This is a genomic window from Nonomuraea sp. NPDC048901, assembly GCF_040649695.1.
Classification (GTDB): Bacteria; Actinomycetota; Actinomycetes; order Streptosporangiales; family Streptosporangiaceae; genus Nonomuraea.
This window is the reverse complement of record NZ_JBEZFW010000003.1, coordinates 384572-405823: the sequence shown is the minus strand read 5'-3', so window position 1 is coordinate 405823 and position 21252 is coordinate 384572. Positions and strand designations below refer to the sequence as shown.

Genomic DNA, 21252 nt, shown 5'->3' with positions numbered 1-21252 from the left:
GTCCTTTGTCGGGTTGGGTTGGGTTGGGTCAGCAGTTCAGCGATGTCATCGGGGCGGCGAGCCGTCGATGCGGGCGAGGAAGTCAAGGAGTGCGGCGTTGACCTCCGCGGGGCGCTCCTGCTGCGTCCAGTGGCCACATCCCGGCAGCACCACCGGGCCGTGCAGTTGGGGCGCGAGGGCGCTGAGCGGGTTGCCCGGCCCGCCCTGGCCGCGCAGAAGATCGCTCAGCGAGCTGCTCCCGTCCGGGCCGCGCAGTGAGGTGACCATGTCGCGGTCTCCCACCACGTACAGCGCGGGGACGTCGATCCCACGCCCGTGGAAAGGCGCGAGCAGTTCGTTGTTGCGTTCGATGTTGCGGTACCAGTTGAAGGCTCCGGTGAAGGCCTGCTCGCCGTGCAGGGCGAAGTCCTCGGCGTACGCCTGGATGTCCTCTTCCGTCAGCCAGGCCGGCAGAGTGGGCGACTCCGGCATGGTGTCCAGCAGGCCCAGACCCTCGGGTACGACCAGCGGGCGGGGCTCCCTGCCGAGCGGGTTGTCGCCTGAGGCGCCGACCAGGAGGCGGCGGAAAGAGTCCGGGACGTCCTTGGCGAACTCCGCATCGGCGACTCCCGGCTGCTGGAAGTAGACCTGGTAGAAGCCCTCGCCGTACTGGGTGCGGGTGATCGAGGGCGGGACCATCCCGCCGGGCAGAATCGGCGGAATACTGAGCCCGGCCACCGCGCGGACCTTGTCGGGGCGCAGCATCGCGGTGGTCCAGGCGACGGGTGCGCCCCAGTCGTGACCCACGACGACCGCCTGCTCCTCGCCGAGTTCCTCGATCAGGGCGATCACGTCGCCGACGAGGTGGAGCAGGGTGTAGGAGGAGACGTCCGGCGGCTGCTCACTGCGGGCATAGCCGCGCTGGTCGGGGGCGACGACCCGGTATCCGGCCGCTGCCAGCGCCCCGAACTGGTGACGCCAGGAGTACCAGCTCTCCGGCCAGCCGTGCAGCAGCAGGACCAGCGGCCCCTGCCCCTGCTCGGCGACGTGCAGCCTGACACCGTTCACGTCGACGAAGCGGTGGGTGAGCGAACTTTCCACAAGGACCTCCTTGAAATCGGTGAGCGCGTGCTACTTCTTCAGCTGCGCGTACAGGGCTGCCAAGTCAGCCGACAGCTGCGACTTGGCCCAGCGGGTGATGTCGTCGGCCAGCACCTCATGCGCTCCCGCCTCGATGCCGTCGAGCGCGGCCACAGGGACGTCGCGAGGGTCGGCCTTGGGCGCGTCGACGGGGGTGGGTCACCGTGCGCGGGTCACGTGCCGTGGCGTAGACCTTTCTGGCACCGCGCGCGTAGAGCTCCTCGACCAGCGCCTTGCCGATACCGCGGCCGCCTCCGGTGACGAGGACGTTGGTGCCCTTGAGTGCTGTCACGACTGCCTCCACGCGAGAAACCGATCGGTTTCCTCCACCGTAAACCGATCGGTTTCTCCATGGCAAACCGGCTGCGCCAAACCATCACCACGCGCGTTTCAAAACTGAACCATGGAGGTCAGCCGAGCGAGGAGGCGCTCACCAAGTGCATGAGCGAGGACGCGCACCGCGGCAACCGATCATTCATAATTCCGGCGGACCCGGTGGGACTCCATTCGGGTGAAGTCGAGGGCGTCGCAGCTACCACAGCACGCGCGAGCAACAGCTCTGGCAACGAGGCCAGCTGCGCGCGAGGTTCGTGCCGGTGCTGCATGTCGGCCGGCCGGAGGCGGTCAAAGCCGTGGTCAACTCGGCGCCGGATGCACGATGGGTCGTGGTCTACCTGTGGTGTCCTCGCGATATCACGGCCGCGCTCATCCGCATCCGCGCCGACCTGGCGGCCGGGGCGACTGAGCGGGCGCGGCGTCGTGGCGCTCGTCCAGTGGGTTAACGCATTTGCCCGACGAGGCGTCGTGCAGGTGCAACCGGAGGCTCAGGACGTGGAGCAGGTGCCGGTCCCGCAAGGCGGCGGGTCGCGGGGGTGGCGAAGGCCGAGCCGAACGCGTTGGCTGCCCGCATCGCGGAAGCCGAAGGCGGCCCGTGCGACGAGTTCGGGCGAGATCGGGTTCGTATTGCCGCTTACCCGTTTACAACTTGCCCGTCCTCAAATCCGCACTGCTCTTAAGGACAGGAGAGTCGCTGCGCCAGTTCTCCGGTTGGACCCTCTCCCAGAGACTTCCCTTGCCGAGGGCTTGTCCCACCTGGTCTTCTCGCCTGAACCACTCCTCAGCACTTCGGATCCTGTTGGGATGAATTTCGTCGAGCAGCGCATAATCCCTGGAGACGATTCCGTGCTTCCATACATTCCAGAAGCCCGTGAAATTGTCCCTGAAGCTCATGGTGGCCTTGTCGTTGGGATCGGCGTTGTATCCGGCAGGGAGATCGGCAACCGCCTTCAGCGGTCCTCTCCAATATGTGTCCAGATCAGTGTCGATGTACTGTGCTGGATGCCCGGTGACCTTCTCGAATGCCGCAGCCATCTCGGCATAGGTCATATGTTCGACGGCGACTTCGAGGTCCATGCCATTCGCCCGCTCTGGATGGTCGAAGAGCCAGCGAACGTAGAATCCGCAATCTTCGAGATCCACGTGGGGAACGGCTCCCTTGCCGAGAGGGACTCGCCATGTGACGACACCGTTCTCGACGGAGGGTGTCATGGGCGTGAGCGGTGAGATCACCATGTCCATGTAGGGACCTGACGTGAAGACCGCCGCTCCCATCCTGTCCCTGTTCTTTTCGTTTTGAAACAGCACCCATTCAGCCATGCGGCCTTTGCCATCATAGTGGCCGGTGCGGAACCTGGAGTCGTAGCCGGACTTCTTAAGGACGTAGTCGAGGTTTCCGTAGACGAAGAACTTGATTCCTTCTTCAATCGCTATCTCGTAACTGCGGATGGCCCAGTAGGTCTCGGTTTTCTCACCGGTGTTGAACCCGTCGATGTTGATGAATGCCCCGTCACAGCCGCGAAATCCTTCTCGCAGCACGTCTTCGTCGGCGAATGACCCTTCGAGGAAGGAGACGTTGCCGAGCGCGAGGAGGGCCTGGGCTCGGGGGGAGGTGGAATCGCGGGTGAGGACTCGAACGGAGTACTTCTTGTCGGCGACAAGAGCGCGGACGATGGGCATCCCTTGAGCCCCTGTGCCGCCGATGATGAAGATGGTAGAGGTGGTGTGAGAAGACATGGCCTTTGACTCCAGAGGTTAAGTACGCACACGATCAGTACGCGATGAGCGCGGCGTGTTCGAGACGGATCTCTGCATCAGCTTGGCGATCAACGGCACCGGCGACGCTGCGCCGATGACCCGTGGGTCGCGGGCGGTCGCGCAGACCTTGGCGACTCCACCCTCGCAGGGGCCTCCACCAGCGCCTTCCCAGCGCTGCTCTGGCTGATAGCTCAAGCCACCGAGGCCAGCAGGTCGGCTACGACCTCCGGCTTCTCGAGTGCGATGAAGTGGCTGGCTCCCGGCACCTGCGTGAAATCGGCCGCATGCAGCAGTTCCTTGTTGGCTTCCCGGTCCGACCGCCGGGACCAGTCCTTGTCCCCGTAGAGGAGGTGAATGGGGGCCTTAACCTCGGGGTAGCGCGCGGGCCGCGATGAGGCTGGGCAGGTTCTGGTGCACGGCCCAGGCAACGCTCGGCTAGCCGGGCCGACTGCCTGCCTGCCTGCCTGCCTGCCTGCCTGCCTGCCTGCCTGCCTGCCTGCCTGCAGGAGCTTATGGCGGGCAGGCGTCAGCCGGCCAGCTGGTTGAGCTTGCGGATCTGCTTGTCGAAGACTCGGGCAGGAGCGATGCGGCGCAGTGTGCTGGCTCGTCCTGCCAGGGAGCCGGCGGTGTAGCGCAGCTTCGGCTTCGGGTCGGTCGCTGCCTCGACGATCACCTTGGCGACGATGGCGGGGTCGTCGCCGTCCTTGATCGCTGTCTCCATCATGCGGTCGAAGGCGCGCCGCTGGTCCGCGTAGACCTTGCAGGGGCGTGTCGGGCCGCGGACTGTTGGCCTCGAATCCGGTGCTGGTGTAGGCGGGTTCGACCAGAAGCGCCCGGACGCCGTACTCGCGGACCTCGTGGTCCAGGGACTCGGAGTAGCCCTCGATCGCGTGCTTGGAGGCGGCGTAGGCGGCCATGTAAGGCGAGGGGAGGAAGCCGACCACGGAGGAGAGGTTGATGATGCGCCCGCGTCCTTGAGCGCGCATATGGGGCAGGACAGCCTTGGTCATGCGCATCACACCGAAGACGTTGACGTTGAACAGGTCCTGGACCTGCGCGACGGAGCTTTCCTCAACGGCACCGATGGCGCCCATGCCAGCGTTGTTGACCAGCACGTCAATCCGCCCGAACCGCTCGATCACCTGCTGGACCGCGACGGTGGCCGATGTGTCACTGGCCACGTCGAGGTCGAGGAAGGTCACACCGTCGAGCGAGGCGACGCGTGAGGTGTCGCGGCTTGTGCCGACCACGCGGAAACCCGCTTCGACCAGCGCGCGGGCAGCCGCTTTTCCGATGCCGGATGACGCACCCGTCACGAGTGCGACCGGCTGATTTGTCGCCATTCTGGACTCCCTAGCTCAGCAAGAAAACCGATCGGTTTCCCTCACTGTAAACCGATCGGTTTCCGCGCGCAAGCTCAGGTAGGAAACAGGCGACGTGTCAGCGCACGCCTGCCGCATCGAGCAGGGTGACCACGGTGGGCGCGATGAGCCCCGTCAGGTTGTCGGCGCCGATCCCCGCACGAGCACTGGCGCCGTCGAAGACCACACTGAGCTGCCGGGCCAGCAGATCCGGATCGCGCGCCCCACCCTGCTCGGCCTCGGCACGGAAAAAGGCCATCAGGTTCCCCTTGACCCGGTGCGCCACCCGGCTCGCCGGGTGGCTCTGATCCTTGAGCTCAATCTGCACCGCCAGGTACTGACACCCCCGGAACTCGGGCGCACCCGCCTGCAACTCCACCTGCTCGAAGACGTGCAGGATCCGCTCACGGGGCGAACGGCCATCACCCGCCGCGGGCAGCAGCGTCGCCACGAAGGCAGATGAGCGCTCCTCCAGGCTCGCTGCCAGCAGTTCGTCCTTACTCTCGAACAACTGGTACATGGAGCGCTTCGACACCCCCGCCGCCTTGCACAGCGCCTCGATGCCGATGCCGACACCGTTTCGGTAGGTGAGCGTGGCCGCCGCCTCCAGCAGCCGCTCTCGGGGACTTAGCCTCACTTCGGTGGTCATACTGCGAGGTTAACTCGATTCCGACGAAATGAAAACCGATCGGTTTCCAGCGTGTTCCATGAGGCGACACACCGGGACCACTTCGCACCGTGGCCCCCGATCCTGGGTGAGTCGCGCTCCGCCATGCCGGGACGGCGCTCTCCTCAGGCTTCGTCTCGGCGCCGGCATGCCGGGTGCGCCGCCCCAATTTGACCGGATGCCGCCTGCAGCGCAGCGTCACTTTCTGGACTATGGGGTCGGCACCTCTTTGGAGGCGGTGGCCAAGGAGGCCGGCGTCGGGCCCGGCACGCTGTACCGGCACTTCCCCACCCGGGAGGCGCTGCTGGCGGCCGTGCTGCAGACGCGCTCGGAGGAACTGGTGGCCCGCCAGGCGGACATCGCGCAACTCGGCGATGCCTCCGAGGCGTTGCGGCAGTGGCTGCGGGCTATGGAGGACTACTTCAGCGCCTTCAGCGGGCTGCCGGAGCCACTCATGGCCGCGGCCAGGGCACAGGAGCGACCTGGAGGACATGAACAGGGTCATCGCGGCGCACAAGCTGCGGCCGGTGATCGACCGCGTCTTCCCCTTCGATCAGGCCCTCGACGCAGCCTCCTACCTGGCCGGCGGTGCCCACTTCGGCAAGGTCGTCATCAGCCACTGAGCAGCCACGATCTTCTAGCCCGCTTCCGGCGGCGTCAGATACGCCGTCTGGATGAGCCGCGCCCCCGAGCGCCGGTCCACATAGAACCCCCGCCCCGGCGGAAGCTGCTGTGGCCGCACGTTGCCGAACAGCGCCCCCTCGTCCCGAGGCCCCGACAGCAGCACGGCCGGGGTGTTCATCTCCTTCAACCGCCGCACGACCGGGTCGAGCAGGCTGCGCCCCGCACCTCCCATGGCCCGCCCCAGGATCAGGTGCAGCCCGATGTCCCGGGCCTGTGGCAGCAGGTCCCCGAGCACGGCCAGCGGATTGGCGGACGTGGCCACCAGGTCGTAGTCGTCCACGATCACGTACAGGTCCTGGCCGGTCCACCAGCTCCTGGTCCGCAGCTGCTCGGAGGTGAGGTCGGGCGGCGGCAGCCGGGTCTGCATGACCTCGTGGATGCCCTTGAGCACGGTGGCCGCGGCGGTACTGGAGGCGGCGTACCCGATCCGGTGCTCGTTGTCGGCCGTGTCGAGCAGTGAGCGGCGGTAGTCGATGATGACGATCCGCGCCTCCAGCGGCGTGAACCTGTCGACGATGCCCTCGGCGACGACGCGCAGCAGGTTGGTCTTGCCGCTCTCGGTGTCGCCGAAGACGACGAAGTGCGCGTCGGCGTCGAAGTCGAGCGAGACGGGCGCCAGGGCGGCCTCGTCGATGCCGATCGGGATGCGCGGGCCGCTCTCGTCCGGTCCGGGCAGCGTGTGCACGGGGAACAGGTCGGGCAGCAGCCGTACGGGCGGCGCCGGTGGCTCGTGCCAGGCGTTCGCCGCGTCCGCCACCAGCGCGGCGACCCCTTCGGCCAGGTCGTCCACGGTGGCCTTGCCGTCCACGCGGGGCAGCGCGGCGAGGAAGTGCAGCGCCTCGCGGGTCAGGCCGCGGCCCGGCGCTCCCTCGGGTACGTTGGCGGCGGCCTTCCGGTCGATCTCCGACTCGAAGGAGTCGCCCAGCCTGAGCTCCAGCCTGGTGGAGAACATGTCGCGTACGTTGGACCGGAACTCCGACCACTTGTTGGCCGTGCCGACGACGTGGATGCCGAAGCCGAGCCCCCGGGAGACCAGCTCGCTCAGCGGCGCCTCCAGCGACTCGAACTCCTGACGCATCGTGGCCCAGCCGTCCACGACGAGGAAGACGTCACCCCAGCCGTCGCCCTCGTACTCCCCTGAGGCCACGAGCCGGCGGTAGGTGGCGATCGAGTCGATGCCCCGTTCCACGAACAGCCGTTCCCTGCGTGCCAGCAGGGCCGTCATCTCCGCCACCGTACGCCTGACCCGGTTGGTGTCCAGCCTGGTCGCCACGCCGCCGACGTGCGGCAGCCCGGCCAGCGCCGACAGCGTGCCGCCGCCGAAGTCGAGGCAGTAGAACTGCACCTCCTTGGGCGTGTGGGTGACCGCGAGCGCGGCGATCAGCGTACGGAGCAGGGTGCTCTTGCCCGTCTGCGGCGATCCGATGATCGCGGCGTTGCCCGCCGCGCCCGACAGGTCCAGCCAGTACGGGTCGCGCCGCTGGTCGAACGGGCTGTCCACGATGCCCACCACGGCGTGCAGCCGGCCAGGGCGGTTCTGGCCGGTGCCGGCGGCGGTGAGCCCGTGCGACGCGGTCGCCTGGAGCGGCGGCAGCAGCCGGTCGAGCGGGGCCGGTTCCTTAAGTGGGGGCAGCCAGATCCGGTGGGCGGCAGGTCCCTGCCCGGTCAGTCGGTCGACCACGATATTGAGCAGGCTGTCCTGCTGCTCCCGGTCCTCGGCGACGGGCTCGGGCTCGACCGCGAGCGGCGGCGGCAGCGGCACCCGCTCGGTGCCGTACCAGACGATCTTGCCCTGGTGGCCGGGACGGGCGGCGACCGCGCGGTTCTCCCGCTGCGCCACCTGGTAGGGGCCGGACACGTAGGCGGCCTTGAACCTGGTCATCCCGGTCGTCTCGAACATCAGGTACGCGTTGCCCGGCTCGGGCGGCAGCGAGTACGCGTCGGCGACGCCCAGCACCGCCCGGCTCTCGGCCGCCGAGAAGGTCCGCAGCCCGATCCGGTACGACAGGTGCGTGTCCAGCCCGCGCAGCCGCCCCGACTCCAGCCGCTGGGACGCGAGCAGCAGGTGCACGCCGAGCGAGCGGCCGAGCCGCCCGATCATCACGAACAGCTCGATGAACTCCGGCTTGGCCGACAGCAGTTCGCTGAACTCGTCCAGCACGATGAACAGCGTCGGCAGCGGGCTCAGCCGGGCGCCCTGCTCGCGGGCCTGCTCGTAGTCGCGTACGGAGGCGTAGTTGCCGGCCGAGCGCAGCAGTTCCTGGCGGCGTACCAGCTCGCCGTGGAGCGCGTCGTGCATGCGGTCGACCAGCGGGAGCTCGTCCTCCAGGTTGGTGATGACGGCCGAGACGTGCGGCAGCGTGTCCAGGCCCAGGAACGTCGCGCCGCCCTTGAAGTCGACCAGGACGAAGTTCAGCACCTCGGAGGAGTGGGTGATCGCCAGCGCGAGCACCAGCGTACGCAGCAGCTCGCTCTTGCCGGAGCCGGTCGCGCCGACCACGAGCCCGTGCGGGCCCATGCCGCCCTGCGCGGCCTCCTTGATGTCCAGCTCGACGGGCCGGCCGTCGGCGCCCAGGCCGAGCGGCACCCGCAGCCGGTTCCTGACCGGCCGGGCCTGCCAGGTCACGGCGGCCGAGATCCGGCGGGCGTCGCCGATGCGGAGCAGGTCGGTGAGCGTGGTGTTGGTGGCGAACGCGTCGCCCTCCTCCTCGGCCCCGCCGGCCGCGCCGGCCCGCATGGGCGCGAGCTGCCTGGCCAGCGCGGCGAACGCGGGCAGGCCCAGCACGTCGGGCCGGCCGAGCGCGCTCCTGACCTGCTTGCCCATGTCGTCCTCGACGACCCGGACCACCTCGTCGGCCGTGACGTCGAGATTCAGCGACAGCTGCGCGGGCGCCTGTCCCGCCGACCCGCTGAGGTCGATCACGGTCACGCCCTCGATGGCGTCGGTGCCGAGCTGGCTGCCCGCGGGCACCCGGCCGCCGTCCAGGATCACCACGTGGTACGGCAGTACGTCCTGCGACAGGCCCCTGCTGAACCTCGGCCGATCCTTCAGCTCGAACCCGAGCAGGTCGTCGAGCTCCCCGAGGTCCCTGGTGACCAGCCGGACCGGGCCCGCCCCGTCCTCCTCCTCGGGGTGGAAGGCGTGCGGCAGCCACTTGACCCACTCCCACTCGGCCGCGTGCTCGGGCCCGGTGCACACCGAGACCCGCAGGTCCTCGGGCGAGTGCAGGGCCACCGCCTGGGCCAGCGCGGCGCGGACCAGGCCGCGGACGGCCTCGGGCTCGCCCGCGAGCGTGATGCGGGCGAAGGAGTGCAGCGCCAGCGCGACCGGCAGGCCGGGGACCGTGGCGTGGGTACGGACGAAGCGGCGCAGCGCCCCAGCGGACATCGGGTCGAGGTCCTCGATCGGCCGGCTCTCGGGCGGGATGAGCGGCAGCGCGAGACGCTGCGCGGAGGTGGCGATCCGCAGCTGGCCGAAGTCGTCGTCGCGGGGGCGCCGCTCCCACAGCCGCGAGGTCATGACCAGCGACCACAGCGTGACGGGGTCGGGATGGTTCCAGGTCATGGCCTTGCGCTGCTGCTCGGCGGCCTTGCGTACGCGCTTGCGCACCTGCTCCAGGTAACGGTAGTAGTCGCGGCGCTGACCGTTGATGCGGTTCTTGCGCTCGCCGGTGTTCCTGAGCATCTGGCCCATCGTCATGCCCACCATCGAGACGGCGAACAGGCCGCTGGAGACCATCATGATCGGGTTTCCCGTGCCGCCGCCGGTGAACATGAGCGCCATCGCGCCCGCCCCGGCGATCATCGGCAGGTACGTCAGGATCTGGGTCAGGCCACCGCCCGTGACCGTCTCGGGGATCTCGGGTGGCGGCTCCAGCAGCACCTCACCGCTCGGCTGCTCCGGCGGCCTGCGCCGGTCGGGCCGACGCACCACCCATGTGTTGCCGCTCACCGCACCTCACCGAACCGGCCACCAAACAACCCTCATAAAAGCCCGTCAGACCACGTATTCAGCGACATTTCAAATTTTCTCGACATATTTACGGCGGCGCGGCGGGGAGCCAGTCCATACACTCCTCCAAGTGAGCGCCACCGGAACCGACCTGTGCCGGGTCACGATCGTCACCCCTCGGGGGTCCCTCGATCTCGGCCTGCCCTCGGACATGCCGCTGGCGAGCATGCTGCCGACGCTGCTGCGCATCGCCGGCGAAGGGCTGGCGGAGGCCGGGCTGGCCCACGGCGGCTGGGTGCTCCAGCGCGTGGGCGGGCAGCCGTTCGACGTGAACGTGACGCTGTCGGACCTGGCCGTGCACGACGGGGAACTGCTGCACCTGCGGCCCCGGGGGCACGAGCTGCCCGAGACCGTCTTCGACGACGTGGCCGACGCCGTCGCGACCGGCGTGCTCGAACGCACCAGCCGGTGGCAGCCCGCCGTCACCAGGTCGTACGGGCTGCGGACCGCCGCGGTGGCGCTGGGCGCGGGCGCCGCCGCCCTGCTGCTGACCGGCCCGCCGTGGACGCCCGCCGCCATGGTCGCGGCGGGGATCGCGCTGGTGCTGCTGCTGGCCGCGGCGGCGCTGTCGCGGGCCCTGGGTGACGCGGGCGCGGGAGCGGCGATCGGGTACGCGGCCCTGCCGTACGGGTTCGTCGCGGGGCTGCTCGGACCCGATTCGCCGACCGGCCTGACCGGGCTGGGCGCGCCGCACCTGCTGGCGGCGTTCGGGGTCACGTTGATGCTGGCCACGGCCATCGGGTTCGCCGTCGCCCAGGGGTTGCCGACGTTCCTCGGGGTGGCGTTCGCCGCGTTCTGCGGCCTGCTCGGCGCGCTGGCGGTCATGGTCCTCGCCGTACCGGCGGCCGGGGTGGCCGCGCTGCTGGCCACCCTGGCCGTGGGCATGACGACGGTGGTGCCCTCGGTCTCGTTCCGGCTGGCCGGGCTGCCGCTGCCCGCCCTGCCGACGACCGCCGACGAACTGCGCCGCGAGGGCGGCGACCTGGACGGCCGGATGGTGATCGACCGGACGGTCGTCGCGGACGCCTTCTGCACGGGCCTGCTCGGCGGGGTGTCGCTCCTCACGCTCAGCGCCCAGATCCTCCTGGCGGTGGCGGGCACCTGGCCGGCGGTCGCGATGAGCCTGTCACTCTCGGCCGCCCTGCTGCTACGCGCCCGCGTCTTCGAAGGCCGGGCCCAGCGGCTGTGGCTGCTGACCTCGGCCCTGTTCGGCTCCGGCCTGCCGATCCTGGCCGTGGCGGTGGGGTCGGCTCGCGAGGTGGTGCTGTTCGGGGTGGTGCCCGGGCTGGTTTTGCTGGCGCTGCTGGTGGCCGGGGTGGCGCTCTGGCTTTCGGCCTCGCGGCCCACTCCGTTCTGGGGGCGGCTGGCCGACATCCTCGACATCGTGCTGATGATCGCCCTGCTGCCGCTGGCGCTGGCCGTACTGGATGTGTACGAGACGATCCGCGGGCTGGTCAGCTGAGGCCCAGGGCCTAACGGCCGGAAAACCAGTCGCCTCCGCGTACGCCCTGCGGCAGCATGGTCACGGCCGGTTGTCGGGGTTCGGGAGGGGCGGATGGCTGTGCTCGGATCGCTTCAGGGCTCCGAAGGCGTTTCATCCGTACGAAAGTCGGCGGTCCTGCTCGCGCTGCGTCACTACTCCGGTGAGCTGGTGCGCCAGTGGCGCGTCGCGGTGCCCGCGCTGATGACGCCCGCGCTCGGGAACATCTGCCTGTTCTACCTGGCGCCGCTGGCGGTGGCCGGCATTGTGGGGCGACTGTCCGCGGGCGGCGACGGCTCCGTCGGCGCGCTCCTGCCGTACGTGCTCGGCTTCGCCGGGTTGCTGCTGGCCGGTGAGGTGCTGTGGCGGATCGGGCTGCATTTCCTGAACCGTACGGACGCCCGCGGCATCGAGCGCCTCGGCGTGATGGGCATGGACGAGTTGCTGACCAAGGACACCGCGTTCTTCCACAACAACTTCGCCGGGTCGCTGACCAAACGGGTGCTAGGGTTCTCCTCCCGGTTCGAGGACTTCGTCGACACGCTGACCTTCTCCATCATGGCCAAGGTGGTGCCGATCGCCTTCGCCTCGGTGGTGCTGTGGACGTATCACCCGCTGCTGGTCTTCGTTCTGGTGGGCCTCATCGTCGTCACGGGCTGCCTCGTCGCGCCGCTCATCCGCCGCCGCCAGGCGCTGGTCGACCAGCGTGAGGCCGCCAAGGTGCGGGTCTCGGGCCACGTCGCCGACGTCCTGTCGAACATGGACACCGTACGCGCGTTCGCCGCCGAGGACCGCGAGGCCACCGAGCATCGCGTCAGGGTCGCCGAGCTGCGGAAACTGTCGCTGCGCTCCTGGGACTACGGCAACCTGCGCGTGGACACCGTGGTCGCCCCCATCTCGATCCTCACCAGCGCCCTCGGCCTGCTGCTCGCCGTCGCGCTCCGGGGCGGTCTGGGCGTGGAGGCCGTCGTGGTGACGTTCACCTATTACTCCAACACGATCAGCGTCATGTTCGAGTTCAACCAGGTATACCGGCGCATCGAGAGCGTGCTCACCGAAGCCGCCCAGTTCACCGAGCTACTGCTCGTACCGCCGAGTGTGGTCGATCCGGCCGACCCGCAGCCGCTGCGCCGGGCGGACGCGAGCATCCGCTTCGACCGGGTGACGTTCGCGCACGCCGGCGGCTCGTCCCTGTTCGAGCGTCTGGACCTGGACATCCCCAGTGGCACCAAGATCGGACTGGTCGGCCAGTCCGGCGGCGGCAAGACCACGCTCACCCGGCTGTTGCTGCGCCTCATGGACGTCGACGGTGGCCGGATCCTGATCGGTGGCCAGGACATCGCCCGCCTGCGGCAGGCCGATCTGCGCAGCCTCATCGCGTACGTGCCCCAGGAGCCGGCCATGTTCCACCGGTCGGTGCGCGACAACATCGCCTTCGCCCGGCCGGGCGCCACCGACGCGGAGATCATGCAGGCGGCGCGGGCGGCGCACGTCACGGAGTTCGTCGAGTCGCTGCCGAAGGGATTCGACACCCTGGTCGGCGAGCGTGGCGTCAAGCTGTCCGGCGGCCAGCGGCAACGGGTCGCCCTCGCCCGAGCCATTCTGCGCGACGCCCCGATCCTGCTGTTGGACGAGGCGACCAGCGCCCTCGACTCGGAAAGCGAGATCCTCGTCCAGGAAGCGCTGTGGGAACTGATGCAGGAGCGCACCGCGCTCGTGGTCGCGCACCGCCTGAGCACCGTCGTCCGCATGGACCGGCTCGTCGTGCTGAACCAGGGCGAGATCGTGGAGCAGGGCACCCACGGCGAGCTGCTTGAGTCCGACGGCCCCTACGCCCGGCTCTGGCGTCACCAGTCCGGCGGCTTCCTAGTGGAGGACAACACTCCGGACGCGCTCCACCGATGAAGGGGCGTCCGCATCGTCGTCTCGCACCTGGGCGGCGGTGATGGCCACGGTGGTGACGATGTCGGCGACGGTGGCACCGCGAGACAGGTCGTTGACGGGCTTGCGCAGTCCTTGCAGCACCGGTCCCACCGCGACGGCGCCGGCGCTGCGCTGGACGGCCTTGTAAAGGTTGTTGCCGGTGTTGAGGTCGGGCACCACGAAGACGGTGGCGTGGCCGGCCACCTGGCTGCCGGGCATCTTGGTCCGCGCCACCGAGGGGTCGACCGCGGCGTCGTACTGGATCGGCCCCTCCACCATCACGTCGGGACGGCGCTCGCGGACCAGCTCGGTGGCGGTGCGGACCTTGTCGACGTCGGCGCCGGCACCCGAGGCACCCGTCGAGTACGAAAGCATGGCGATCTTAGGGTCGACGCCGAACAGGGCGGCGGTGCGAGCCGAGGAGATCGCGATGTCGGCAAGCTGCTCGGCACTCGGATCGGGGTTGACCGCGCAGTCGCCGTAGACCAGCACCCGATCGGCCAGGCACATGAAGAACACGCTGGAGACCAGCCCCAGGCGCAGGATCTCGAACGCCGGCCTGATGGTGTGCGCGGTGGTGTGCGCCGCGCCCGAGACCATGCCGTCGGCCATGCCGGTGTGAACCATCAGCGTGCCGAAGTAGGACACGTCGGTGACCGTGTCGCGGGCCAGCTCGGTGGTCATCCCCCGATGCGCCCGGACTCTCGCGTACTCGCGGGCGAACCGCTCGCGCAGCTGCGCGTCGAACGGGCTGAGCACCCTGGCCTCGTCCAGATCCAGGCCGAGCTGGGCGGCCTGTACCCTGATCCGCTCCTCGTCGCCGAGCAGAGTGAGCTCGGCCACGCCACGGCGCAGCAGGACGTCGGCCGCGCGCAGGATGCGCGGCTCCTCGCCCTCTGGCAGCACGATGTGCCGACGCCGGGTACGTGCCCGATCCAGCAGCTCGTACTCGAACATCAGCGGCGTGACGACGTCGGTCTTGGCGATGGCCAGTCGATCGAGCAGCAGCCGGCCGTCGACGTGTTCGGCGAACAGGCGCAGCGCTGTGTCGATCTTCCCGCCGGCTTCTGGTGTGAACCGGCCCTCCACGGCCGACAGGCGGGTCGCGGTGTCGAAGGTGTCATGGTCGGTGGCGATGACCGGCAGGGGAATGGTCATGCTCCGTAGCAGCCGGTCCACCGGGGCGGGCAGGTCCGTGCCACCCGTCATGATCACCGCCGACAGGGCGGGGAAGCCCGGCGCCGCGTGTGCCGCGATCAGCCCTGGGAGTAGCGCGGCGGCCCGATCGGACGGGATGATCACCGCGGCGCCCTCGGTGTAGCGGTCCAGGATGCCGGGCAGTGACATCGCGCCCACCATCAGCGCGCTCGTCTCCCGGCCCAGCCCGTCGCGCTCGCCGAGGAAAAACCTGCCGTCGCAGGCATCCAGCAGGTCGGCGACCGTGGGCGCGCGCAGGGAGGGAGCCTCGGGCAGGACGAACACCGGCGTAGGGTGGTCGATCGCGATGCGCTCGGCAGCCGCCCGGGTGACCACGACCGCCAGTTCCTGGGCGTGGTGCTGCGCCAGTTGCCGGGACGACAGCTCGATCGCGGCGCTGATCTCCGAGACCGTCCTGGTTCTCCCGCTCACCACGTTCAGCACGGGCGTTCCCAGGTCTGCGGCGAGCCTGGCGTTGAACTCGAACTCGGTCGGCGCGCCCACATCGGTGTAATCGGTCCCGACCACGACCACCGCGTCGCATCGCCCCGCGAGCGCACGGTAACGAGCCACGATGTCACCGGCCGCACGCTCGGCGTCGGCGTGCACCTCGTCGTAGGTGACGCCGGCGTACGTCTCGTAGGGCAGGCTGAGCTGGAACCTGCTCCGGATGGTGTTGATCAGGTTGTCCTCACGGCCTGCCCGCACCAGCGGACGGAACACGCCCACGGTCCCCACCTGCCGGGACAGCAGCGCCACCATGCCCAGGGCGACCACGCCCTTGTTGCTTCCCGCCTCGTCCGCCGCGACGTACACCGCACGTGTCATGTGCACCATTGTCTGTTGGCTTCTTCTCGACCTCGGCAGCGGGCTGTCGGCAACGGCCGCATGCTTTCCGGCACCGCCGCGATGGCCGGAGCCAGCGGGTCAACGACCTGGAAGAGCAGGAACCGGCCATGCGTAGCAGGGAGCCTGACCAAAGGCCAGACCCCCTCCACCGGTGTCTAGAAGTCGAATACTCCCTCTTTCACCCCACCGGCGAACGCCTTCCACTCCGGATCGGTGAACACCAGAGCAGGCCCATCGGGGTCCTTGCTGTCTCTCACCGCGACGCGTCCGGCCGACAGGGGAGCCACCTGTACGCAGTTCCCCTGAGCGTCCGAGAGGGGGCTCTTTCGCCACGCCGCGTTCCTGAGTTCTTCGCTCAGTGCCAGATCCATTCTTGTGTCAGCCTCTCTTCGATCAGCGCCATCGAGTCTGCCCGGGACAGCGCATCCGCCCTGATCGTCTGAAACCAAGCCTTCAGCATCTCCACAGACTCGAGCCGGTCCACCATGCGGCCCCCGTCAGGGGTGTCGATGAAGACGGCTTCGTCGCCATCTCCAGCGGTCCGAGCGATCACGAACCCTGCCACCAGGCCACGCGTAGACATAGCGCGTAGGGGGACGATCTGAATCACTATGTTCGGACTTCTACCCATCATGAGGAGATGTTGAAGCTGATCCCGGGTGATTTCCTCGCTTCCTACGGGGCGTAGCAGTGCGCACTGGTCGAGAACGGCATATAGGAACGGAGGGTTCTCCCGGCGCAAAATGGCTTGTCGCTGCATCCGCGCCTCCACGGCTTCTTTCACCTGCTCAGGGGTTGTACCGGGTCTGCCTTGACAGACAGCTTCCGCGTACTCCCGAGTTTGGAGCAGTCCCGGAATGATCAACCCTTCATAGGCGCACAGCTCCGTGGCCCGCTTCTCCCTGTCCAGCCACGGCAGGAAGTTGCGAAAGGTCACGTTGCTGCGAGACCTACGGGGAAGGTGCTGCACGAGATCACCTGGCGGGAGTCCCATGGCCTCCTCGCACCGGCGCGCCCTGTTCTCATCCATCCGGCGGTCGGCCCGCTCGATGTTGCCGATCTGCTGACCCGTGAGGGCGACCCGGGCCCCCAGCTGAGCCAACGTCAATCCCGCCTCTTTACGCCGTTTACGCAATTCATAACCATATCGCGCGTCTGGGCTTGTTTCGGGGTCTAGTTTTACCTCGATTCCCACGCCACACCCCTCCTTACGTGCCACTGCGGCGAAACTCCGCAGCCTGGAAACTGTGTCGCTACAGACTTCGCCGACCACTGAGAAAAATATCGCCCCAATGCCATTCTGGCTAGCGGTTCACCACACCCTCCACCCGTGGTGACACAGCCTGAATAAATCCAGAGGCGAGCACGACACGGACAAAGTCGGTGAATAATCATGAATGCGGCGCTCCACTCCCCCGCCCAATGCCACACCTTCGAGATGAAGGATCTGGATCCCCGCGTGATCCCCGCCAGAGCGCGCGACACCATCGCGTCGTGGGTGGGAGCGGACCACCCCCGGGCCTATGACCTTCAGACGCTCGCCACGGAGTTGGTCACCAACGCCATCAGGTACGGCCTCGGGACCATGCCGGCGGCGCGGTGGGTGCGCATGAGGCTAGAGGCGGAGAAAGGCTTCATCCGGCTGGTCGTGGTTGATCCTGGACACGCCAGTACCTTCCCTCAGCTTCGACAGCCCGTGAACGACCCCGGCCCCGACGATGAGGACACGGCGATCGAGTCCGGCCGTGGGCTGCACGTAGTGCACGAGATCACCGACGGCTCGTGGGGTCATTACTACAACACCCGCAACGAGCGGGTCGTTTGGGCTCTGGTGTCCCGCCACTAGACATCCCCACGGTCGGCAGGTCGGTGCCTCTGCCTGCCGTGGGGAGCACGCCTCCCCAGGCACCCCGGTCCAGCACCGCCCGGCCGCGACTGAGTGCGGCGGTACTAGTGGCCCGTCCCGGAACGTTGACCCGGTAATTGACGGGTGCGTGGGCACATCTGCCTGATCGCCCGGACGGTTCCCGCCGAGTGGGATATAACCGGTCATTCCACCTGGAGCCTGCGCACCCTGGCCGAACACCTCATCTCCCCGGGGTGTGGTGGCGGCGATCAGTCGAGAGGGCCTGCGAAGCATCCTGCACGCGAGCGTAGTGAGCTGACAGCCCACCACGATCTGGAAGGCGTCCAACGACCCGCACTTCATCGCCAAGAACCAGCGGGTGGCCAGCCCGACGGGTGATGCTCAAGGCAGCGTCAGGCTGTCCGGCGCTTGACCTCAATTGTGGTTGAGGTCCCAGAATCGCTGATGCGGGCGGCGCGGCCGGATGGGCCGGTCAAAACGCGCCCGCATGTCCTGGATCGAATCCAGCCCAACCATGGAGATGTTTCATGACCAAAGTCGTCGTTACCGGCGCCACCGGCAAGCAGGGCGGCGCAGTCGCCGACCTGCTCTTGGAGCGCGGCCACGAGGTGGTGGCGTACGTGCGCTCGCCCGAGTCGCCGGCCGCCAAGACGCTGTTAACCCAGGGAGCACGGCTTGCCACCGGCGACCTCGCCGATCCCGACGCGCTCCAGCGGGCCTGCACAGGCGCCGACGCGGTTTTTGGCCTGTCGGTGCCGTTCGGGGAGGGTGGCAAGGACGAGGAGGTCGCGCAGGGACGCCAGCTCGTCGACACCGCCGCTCGCCTCGACATCCACCTGGTGTACTCCTCTGTGCGGGGCGGCGACCGGCTGGTGGCCACCAACGTCGACCACGCCGACAGCAAGCAGCTCATCGAGGCGTATTTGCGCGAGCGGCCGGTGCGCGCGACGGTGCTCGGCCCGGTGTATTTCATGGAGAACGTGCTCAACCTCGGCTTCAGTCAGCTCGGGGACGGCTTGCTCGCCAACCCGCTGACTCCGGGCAAGCCGCTCGACCAGGTGAGCGTCCTGGACATCGCCGGCATGGCCGTACATGCCGTCGAGAACCCCGACGAGCTCATCGGCCAGCGGATCGACATCGCCTCCGATCGCGTCACCGGGCAGGAGGCGGCCCGGATTCTGAGCGAGGTGCTCGGCCGGGAGATCCCCTACCAGCAGATGCCGCTGGACATGGTGCGGCAGTGGGCCGGCGAGGAGGTGGCCACGATGTTCGAGAACTTCGAGAACAACACCGATTTCCTTGACATCGAGACCCTGCATGCCAGGTACCCCGCCGTGCGCTGGCACAGCTACGCCGAGTGGGCCAAGACGGTGGACTGGGACAGAATCCTCGCGGGCTAGCGGCCCGTCACGCAGCCTTGGCCGGGTAACTGGTCCAGCTTCGGATGGGTGAGCTGGCGGCGAAGCTGGTCTTGGGTTGGGCGCGGGTGTTGCGCCAGTGGACGTAGGCGCCGATTGCGGCGTTCTGCTCGTCGTGGGTGCGGTGGTCGGTGCCGGTGAGGGCGTAGTAGCGCAGTGCGGCGAACTCGGACTCGATCCAGTTCAACCACGAGCCATAGGTGGGCAGGAACACCAGCTCGACGTTGTTGTCGGCGGCCCAGGAGCGGACCTCGGAATGTTTGTGCGGCGAGTAGTTGTCCATGATCACGTACAGCTTTTCGCCAGGCCAGCGAGCGCGAAGAGTCTTCAGGAAGGACAAGAACTCCCGCCACCGCTTGCGCCTGCAGATGCGGTAGTACAGCTTGCCGGTGGCCACGTCGAGTGCGGAGATCATGTGCATGACGCCGAAGCAGCGGTTGTAGGTGGCGCGCAGTCGGGCCGGGCTGTCGGCCGGTCGCCAACGTTTGCTGCCCAACCACCTGGGTAATTCAGTGAGCCGATTACCCTTCAGGTTGAGCTTGGTAAGACCGGTGAGGTCGCCCAGCGCCTCAGGAAGAGTATCAAGACCGAAGTCAGCAAGGTCCAATTCAGTAGCGCCGCTATCCAGCGCTGCGGCGATCCGCTCCTCAGCCTCTGAAGACACTCCAACCCGCCTCATTTCGATGTCTTGCCATCAAATACCATGCGTCCGATAAAGCGGCCATTGGCCGACGATCGACAGACAATACCGCGTGATCGTCCATCGATCGCGTAAGAACCGCCTCCGCCGTCGATCTTCGGTTTGGTATCGGGCGGGTGGCGCTCCGACAATCATGTCGGAGGTGCCGATTCCACTGGCCGGTGCGGGTGCTGCTGTCAGGGGTGCTCGCCAGTGCGGGTGCTGCTGTCAGGGGTGCCCGCCGGTGCGGATGCTCGGCCAGGGGCGCACGACCATACGCAGCCCAGGCGCGCGCCGACACACGACGTCCCCGGCTCAAGACCGGCAGGATTGGCGCCGAGCCGGAGTCGCGGGTGCAAACGCCTGGTGGCGGACGCCGGCAGCCGAGGGTGCGCGGCGAGTATGTCCATTACAGAACTGTTGAAGTGTCACGCCTTTGCCGTTCTTATCTGGATAAATTAGGCCGGGCGAATTCCGGGGAGGTGGGCGTGCACAGCCAGCGCGACCTCTACCAGGCGTACCGGCTCACGGTCCAGCGCATCGGCCTGGCGCTGATGCGGGCCCAGCCGAACCAGCCCGAGTGGCCGCTGCGCCGCCAGAACATCGGCTTCCTGGCCGGCGCCATGGTCGCCGTGCTGCTGGGTGTCGGGTTCGCGGTCGTCGGCCTGCTCCGGCCCAGCGGTACGAAGGCGCTGCGGGACCCGGGGACGCTGATCATCGAGCGCGAGACCGGGGCCCGCTACGTCTACAGCCAGCCCCAGCGCAGGCTGATCCCGGTGGTCAACTACGCCTCGGCCCGGCTCGTGCTCGACTCGCCGCAGATCACCGAGCGGGTGGTCGCCAGGGACGCGCTGAGCTCGTACGAGCGCGGCACGCCGGTCGGCATCCCCGGGGCGCCCGACTCGCTGCCGGCCGCCGATCGGCTCGCGGGCGGTCCCTGGTCGGTCTGCGTACAGGAGCGCGAGAGCGACACGGGGCGCAAGCCGTACGTGACGCTGATCGCCGGGCGGCAGGCGGGCGACCGGCCGCTCGCCGAGGACAGCGCGATGCTCGTGGACGTCGGCGGGCAGACCTGGGCGATCTGGCGCGGCGCGCGGATGCGCGTGCCCGCCGGGATCGCGCGCGGCCTCAGCGGCACCGACCCGGCGGCCGTGCCCGTGGCCTGGCTGAACGCGCTTCCGGAAGGGCCCGACCTGGCCGCGCCCGCGATCGAGGGGCGGGGGCGGCCGGTGACCGGGCCCGGTGGTGAGAAGGCCGCCGTGGGGCAGGTCTTCCGGGCCACGGCCGTCGCCGGGGGCGAGCCGCGCTGGTACGTGCAGCTGGCCGACGGCTTGGCGCCCGTCACGCGTACGCAGGCGACGCTCCTGCTGAGCGACCCGGCGGCGTACAGCGGCGGCACGACCGCCGAGGTCAAGATCGACGCGGCGACGGCCAACGCCGCCCCGCGCTCCCGCACCAAGCTCCCGGCCGGCGGCCTGCCCGCGTCGATGCCGAAGATGACGGCCTACGACCCGGCGAGCCCGCTCTGCGCGGTCTACGCCGACGCCGACAAGGGCTCGGCCCGCGCCCGGCTCATGTCGGGCGGCACGCTACCCGCGCCACGCGGCGACGCCACGGATCTGGTACGTCTGCCGCCCGGCCGGGCGATCGTCGCCGGGGTCCTGCCCGGTGACGGCCAGCTCGACGCGGTGCAGTCGTACTACCTGGTGACGGACGAGGGGCGGCGCTACGCCGTGCCGAACGCGGACGTGCTGGGCAAGCTGGGGTACGACGCCAAGCGCGCCACCCCGGTGCCCGCCAACGTGCTGCAGCTCATTCCCGAAGGGCCGGTGCTGGATCCCGCACGCGCCGCCAAGCCGGTGGCCACCGCCTCGCCGGCTCAGTGACCACGAATCGGCTCAG

17 protein-coding genes and 1 pseudogene are annotated in these 21252 nt (G+C 68.7%); 7 read left to right on the top strand and 11 right to left on the bottom strand.

Features of this window, described 5'->3' with window-relative positions; genetic code table 11:
- Positions 1–45: 45 nt before the first annotated feature.
- The 6 genes from AB0C30_RS11380 to AB0C30_RS11355 all read right to left on the bottom strand — a co-directional run bounded on the left by AB0C30_RS11380 (position 46) and on the right by AB0C30_RS11355 (position 5223).
- A complete protein-coding gene (locus AB0C30_RS11380; protein ID WP_357942160.1) occupies positions 46–1080 on the bottom strand; it encodes an alpha/beta hydrolase in 1035 nt (344 codons plus the stop codon).
- 30 nt (positions 1081–1110) lie between these two features.
- Positions 1111–1233 (bottom strand): hypothetical protein, encoded by a 123-nt coding sequence (locus AB0C30_RS11375; RefSeq protein ID WP_357943122.1) that lies wholly within the window; start codon positions 1231–1233, stop codon positions 1111–1113.
- A complete protein-coding gene (locus tag AB0C30_RS11370; protein WP_357942158.1) occupies positions 1196–1411 on the bottom strand; it encodes an SDR family NAD(P)-dependent oxidoreductase in 216 nt (71 codons plus the stop codon). Before AB0C30_RS11370 ends, AB0C30_RS11375 begins: the two co-directional genes overlap by 38 nt.
- Before the next feature lie 686 nt (positions 1412–2097).
- A complete protein-coding gene (locus tag AB0C30_RS11365; protein ID WP_357942156.1) occupies positions 2098–3192 on the bottom strand; it encodes an NmrA family NAD(P)-binding protein in 1095 nt (364 codons plus the stop codon).
- Between the two features lie 212 nt (positions 3193–3404).
- Positions 3405–4556 (bottom strand): oxidoreductase, encoded by a 1152-nt coding sequence (locus tag AB0C30_RS11360; RefSeq protein WP_357942154.1) that lies wholly within the window; start codon positions 4554–4556, stop codon positions 3405–3407.
- Between the two features lie 97 nt (positions 4557–4653).
- Positions 4654–5223, bottom strand: coding sequence for a TetR/AcrR family transcriptional regulator (locus AB0C30_RS11355; protein ID WP_357942152.1), 570 nt, complete (start codon positions 5221–5223; stop codon positions 4654–4656).
- A gap of 28 nt (positions 5224–5251) precedes the next feature.
- Here AB0C30_RS11355 and AB0C30_RS11350 point away from each other — a divergent pair.
- Positions 5252–5545 (top strand): annotated as a pseudogene (locus AB0C30_RS11350) (helix-turn-helix domain-containing protein); the annotation flags it as partial.
- A complete protein-coding gene (locus tag AB0C30_RS11345) occupies positions 5454–5864 on the top strand; it encodes a zinc-binding dehydrogenase (RefSeq protein ID WP_357942150.1) in 411 nt (136 codons plus the stop codon). The pseudogene AB0C30_RS11350 and the gene AB0C30_RS11345, both read left to right, overlap by 92 nt.
- Positions 5865–5878: 14 nt before the next feature.
- Here the strand turns inward: AB0C30_RS11345 and eccCa are convergent, their stop codons facing one another.
- On the bottom strand, positions 5879–9877 hold the full coding sequence (gene eccCa, locus AB0C30_RS11340; RefSeq protein ID WP_357942148.1) for a type VII secretion protein EccCa: 3999 nt from the start codon (positions 9875–9877) through the stop codon (positions 5879–5881).
- 130 nt (positions 9878–10007) lie between these two features.
- Between eccCa and eccD the strand changes: the two genes are divergently transcribed.
- Positions 10008–11399: a type VII secretion integral membrane protein EccD gene (eccD, locus tag AB0C30_RS11335; RefSeq protein ID WP_357942146.1), complete on the top strand. Its 1392-nt coding sequence runs from the start codon at positions 10008–10010 to the stop codon at positions 11397–11399.
- 93 nt (positions 11400–11492) lie between these two features.
- On the top strand, positions 11493–13322 hold the full coding sequence (locus tag AB0C30_RS11330; RefSeq protein ID WP_357942144.1) for an ABC transporter ATP-binding protein: 1830 nt from the start codon (positions 11493–11495) through the stop codon (positions 13320–13322).
- Here AB0C30_RS11330 and pta read toward each other — a convergent pair.
- The 3 genes from pta to AB0C30_RS11315 all read right to left on the bottom strand — a co-directional run bounded on the left by pta (position 13284) and on the right by AB0C30_RS11315 (position 16581).
- Entirely contained in the window at positions 13284–15365 is a 2082-nt protein-coding gene (gene pta, locus AB0C30_RS11325) for a phosphate acetyltransferase (RefSeq protein WP_357942142.1), read from the bottom strand. The two genes, AB0C30_RS11330 and pta, sit on opposite strands and share 39 nt — an antisense overlap.
- Positions 15366–15541: 176 nt before the next feature.
- Positions 15542–15757: a DUF397 domain-containing protein gene (locus AB0C30_RS11320; protein ID WP_357942140.1), complete on the bottom strand. Its 216-nt coding sequence runs from the start codon at positions 15755–15757 to the stop codon at positions 15542–15544.
- On the bottom strand, positions 15742–16581 hold the full coding sequence (locus AB0C30_RS11315) for a helix-turn-helix transcriptional regulator (RefSeq protein WP_357942138.1): 840 nt from the start codon (positions 16579–16581) through the stop codon (positions 15742–15744). Before AB0C30_RS11315 ends, AB0C30_RS11320 begins: the two co-directional genes overlap by 16 nt.
- 198 nt (positions 16582–16779) lie before the next feature.
- Here AB0C30_RS11315 and AB0C30_RS11310 point away from each other — a divergent pair, with 198 nt between their 5' ends.
- Together AB0C30_RS11310 and AB0C30_RS11305 are read left to right on the top strand one after the other, a co-directional pair.
- Positions 16780–17232 carry an ATP-binding protein gene (locus AB0C30_RS11310; protein ID WP_357942136.1) on the top strand — a complete coding sequence of 151 codons (453 nt, stop codon included), beginning with the start codon at positions 16780–16782 and terminating at the stop codon, positions 17230–17232.
- A 548-nt stretch (positions 17233–17780) separates the two neighbouring features.
- Positions 17781–18653, top strand: coding sequence for an NmrA/HSCARG family protein (locus AB0C30_RS11305; RefSeq protein WP_357942134.1), 873 nt, complete (start codon positions 17781–17783; stop codon positions 18651–18653).
- Positions 18654–18660: 7 nt separating this feature from the next.
- On the opposite strand, the gene AB0C30_RS11300 is transcribed toward AB0C30_RS11305, so the two are convergent.
- A complete protein-coding gene (locus AB0C30_RS11300) occupies positions 18661–19335 on the bottom strand; it encodes a transposase (protein WP_357942132.1) in 675 nt (224 codons plus the stop codon).
- 503 nt (positions 19336–19838) lie between these two features.
- Here AB0C30_RS11300 and eccB point away from each other — a divergent pair.
- On the top strand, positions 19839–21236 hold the full coding sequence (eccB, locus tag AB0C30_RS11295; protein WP_357942130.1) for a type VII secretion protein EccB: 1398 nt from the start codon (positions 19839–19841) through the stop codon (positions 21234–21236).
- The last annotated feature ends 16 nt before the right edge of the window (positions 21237–21252 follow it).

Coding starts and splice junctions, on each gene's coding strand:
- pta (WP_357942142.1), bottom strand. CDS start 15,365: ATGACACGTGCGGTGTACGTCGCGGCGGACGAGGCGGGAAGCAACAAG.
- AB0C30_RS11355 (WP_357942152.1), bottom strand. CDS start 5,223: ATGACCACCGAAGTGAGGCTAAGTCCCCGAGAGCGGCTGCTGGAGGCG.
- AB0C30_RS11345 (WP_357942150.1), top strand. CDS start 5,454: ATGGGGTCGGCACCTCTTTGGAGGCGGTGGCCAAGGAGGCCGGCGTCG.
- AB0C30_RS11320 (WP_357942140.1), bottom strand. CDS start 15,757: ATGGATCTGGCACTGAGCGAAGAACTCAGGAACGCGGCGTGGCGAAAG.
- AB0C30_RS11365 (WP_357942156.1), bottom strand. CDS start 3,192: ATGTCTTCTCACACCACCTCTACCATCTTCATCATCGGCGGCACAGGG.
- AB0C30_RS11305 (WP_357942134.1), top strand. CDS start 17,781: ATGACCAAAGTCGTCGTTACCGGCGCCACCGGCAAGCAGGGCGGCGCA.
- AB0C30_RS11360 (WP_357942154.1), bottom strand. CDS start 4,556: ATGGCGACAAATCAGCCGGTCGCACTCGTGACGGGTGCGTCATCCGGC.
- AB0C30_RS11330 (WP_357942144.1), top strand. CDS start 11,493: ATGGCTGTGCTCGGATCGCTTCAGGGCTCCGAAGGCGTTTCATCCGTA.
- AB0C30_RS11310 (WP_357942136.1), top strand. CDS start 16,780: ATGAATGCGGCGCTCCACTCCCCCGCCCAATGCCACACCTTCGAGATG.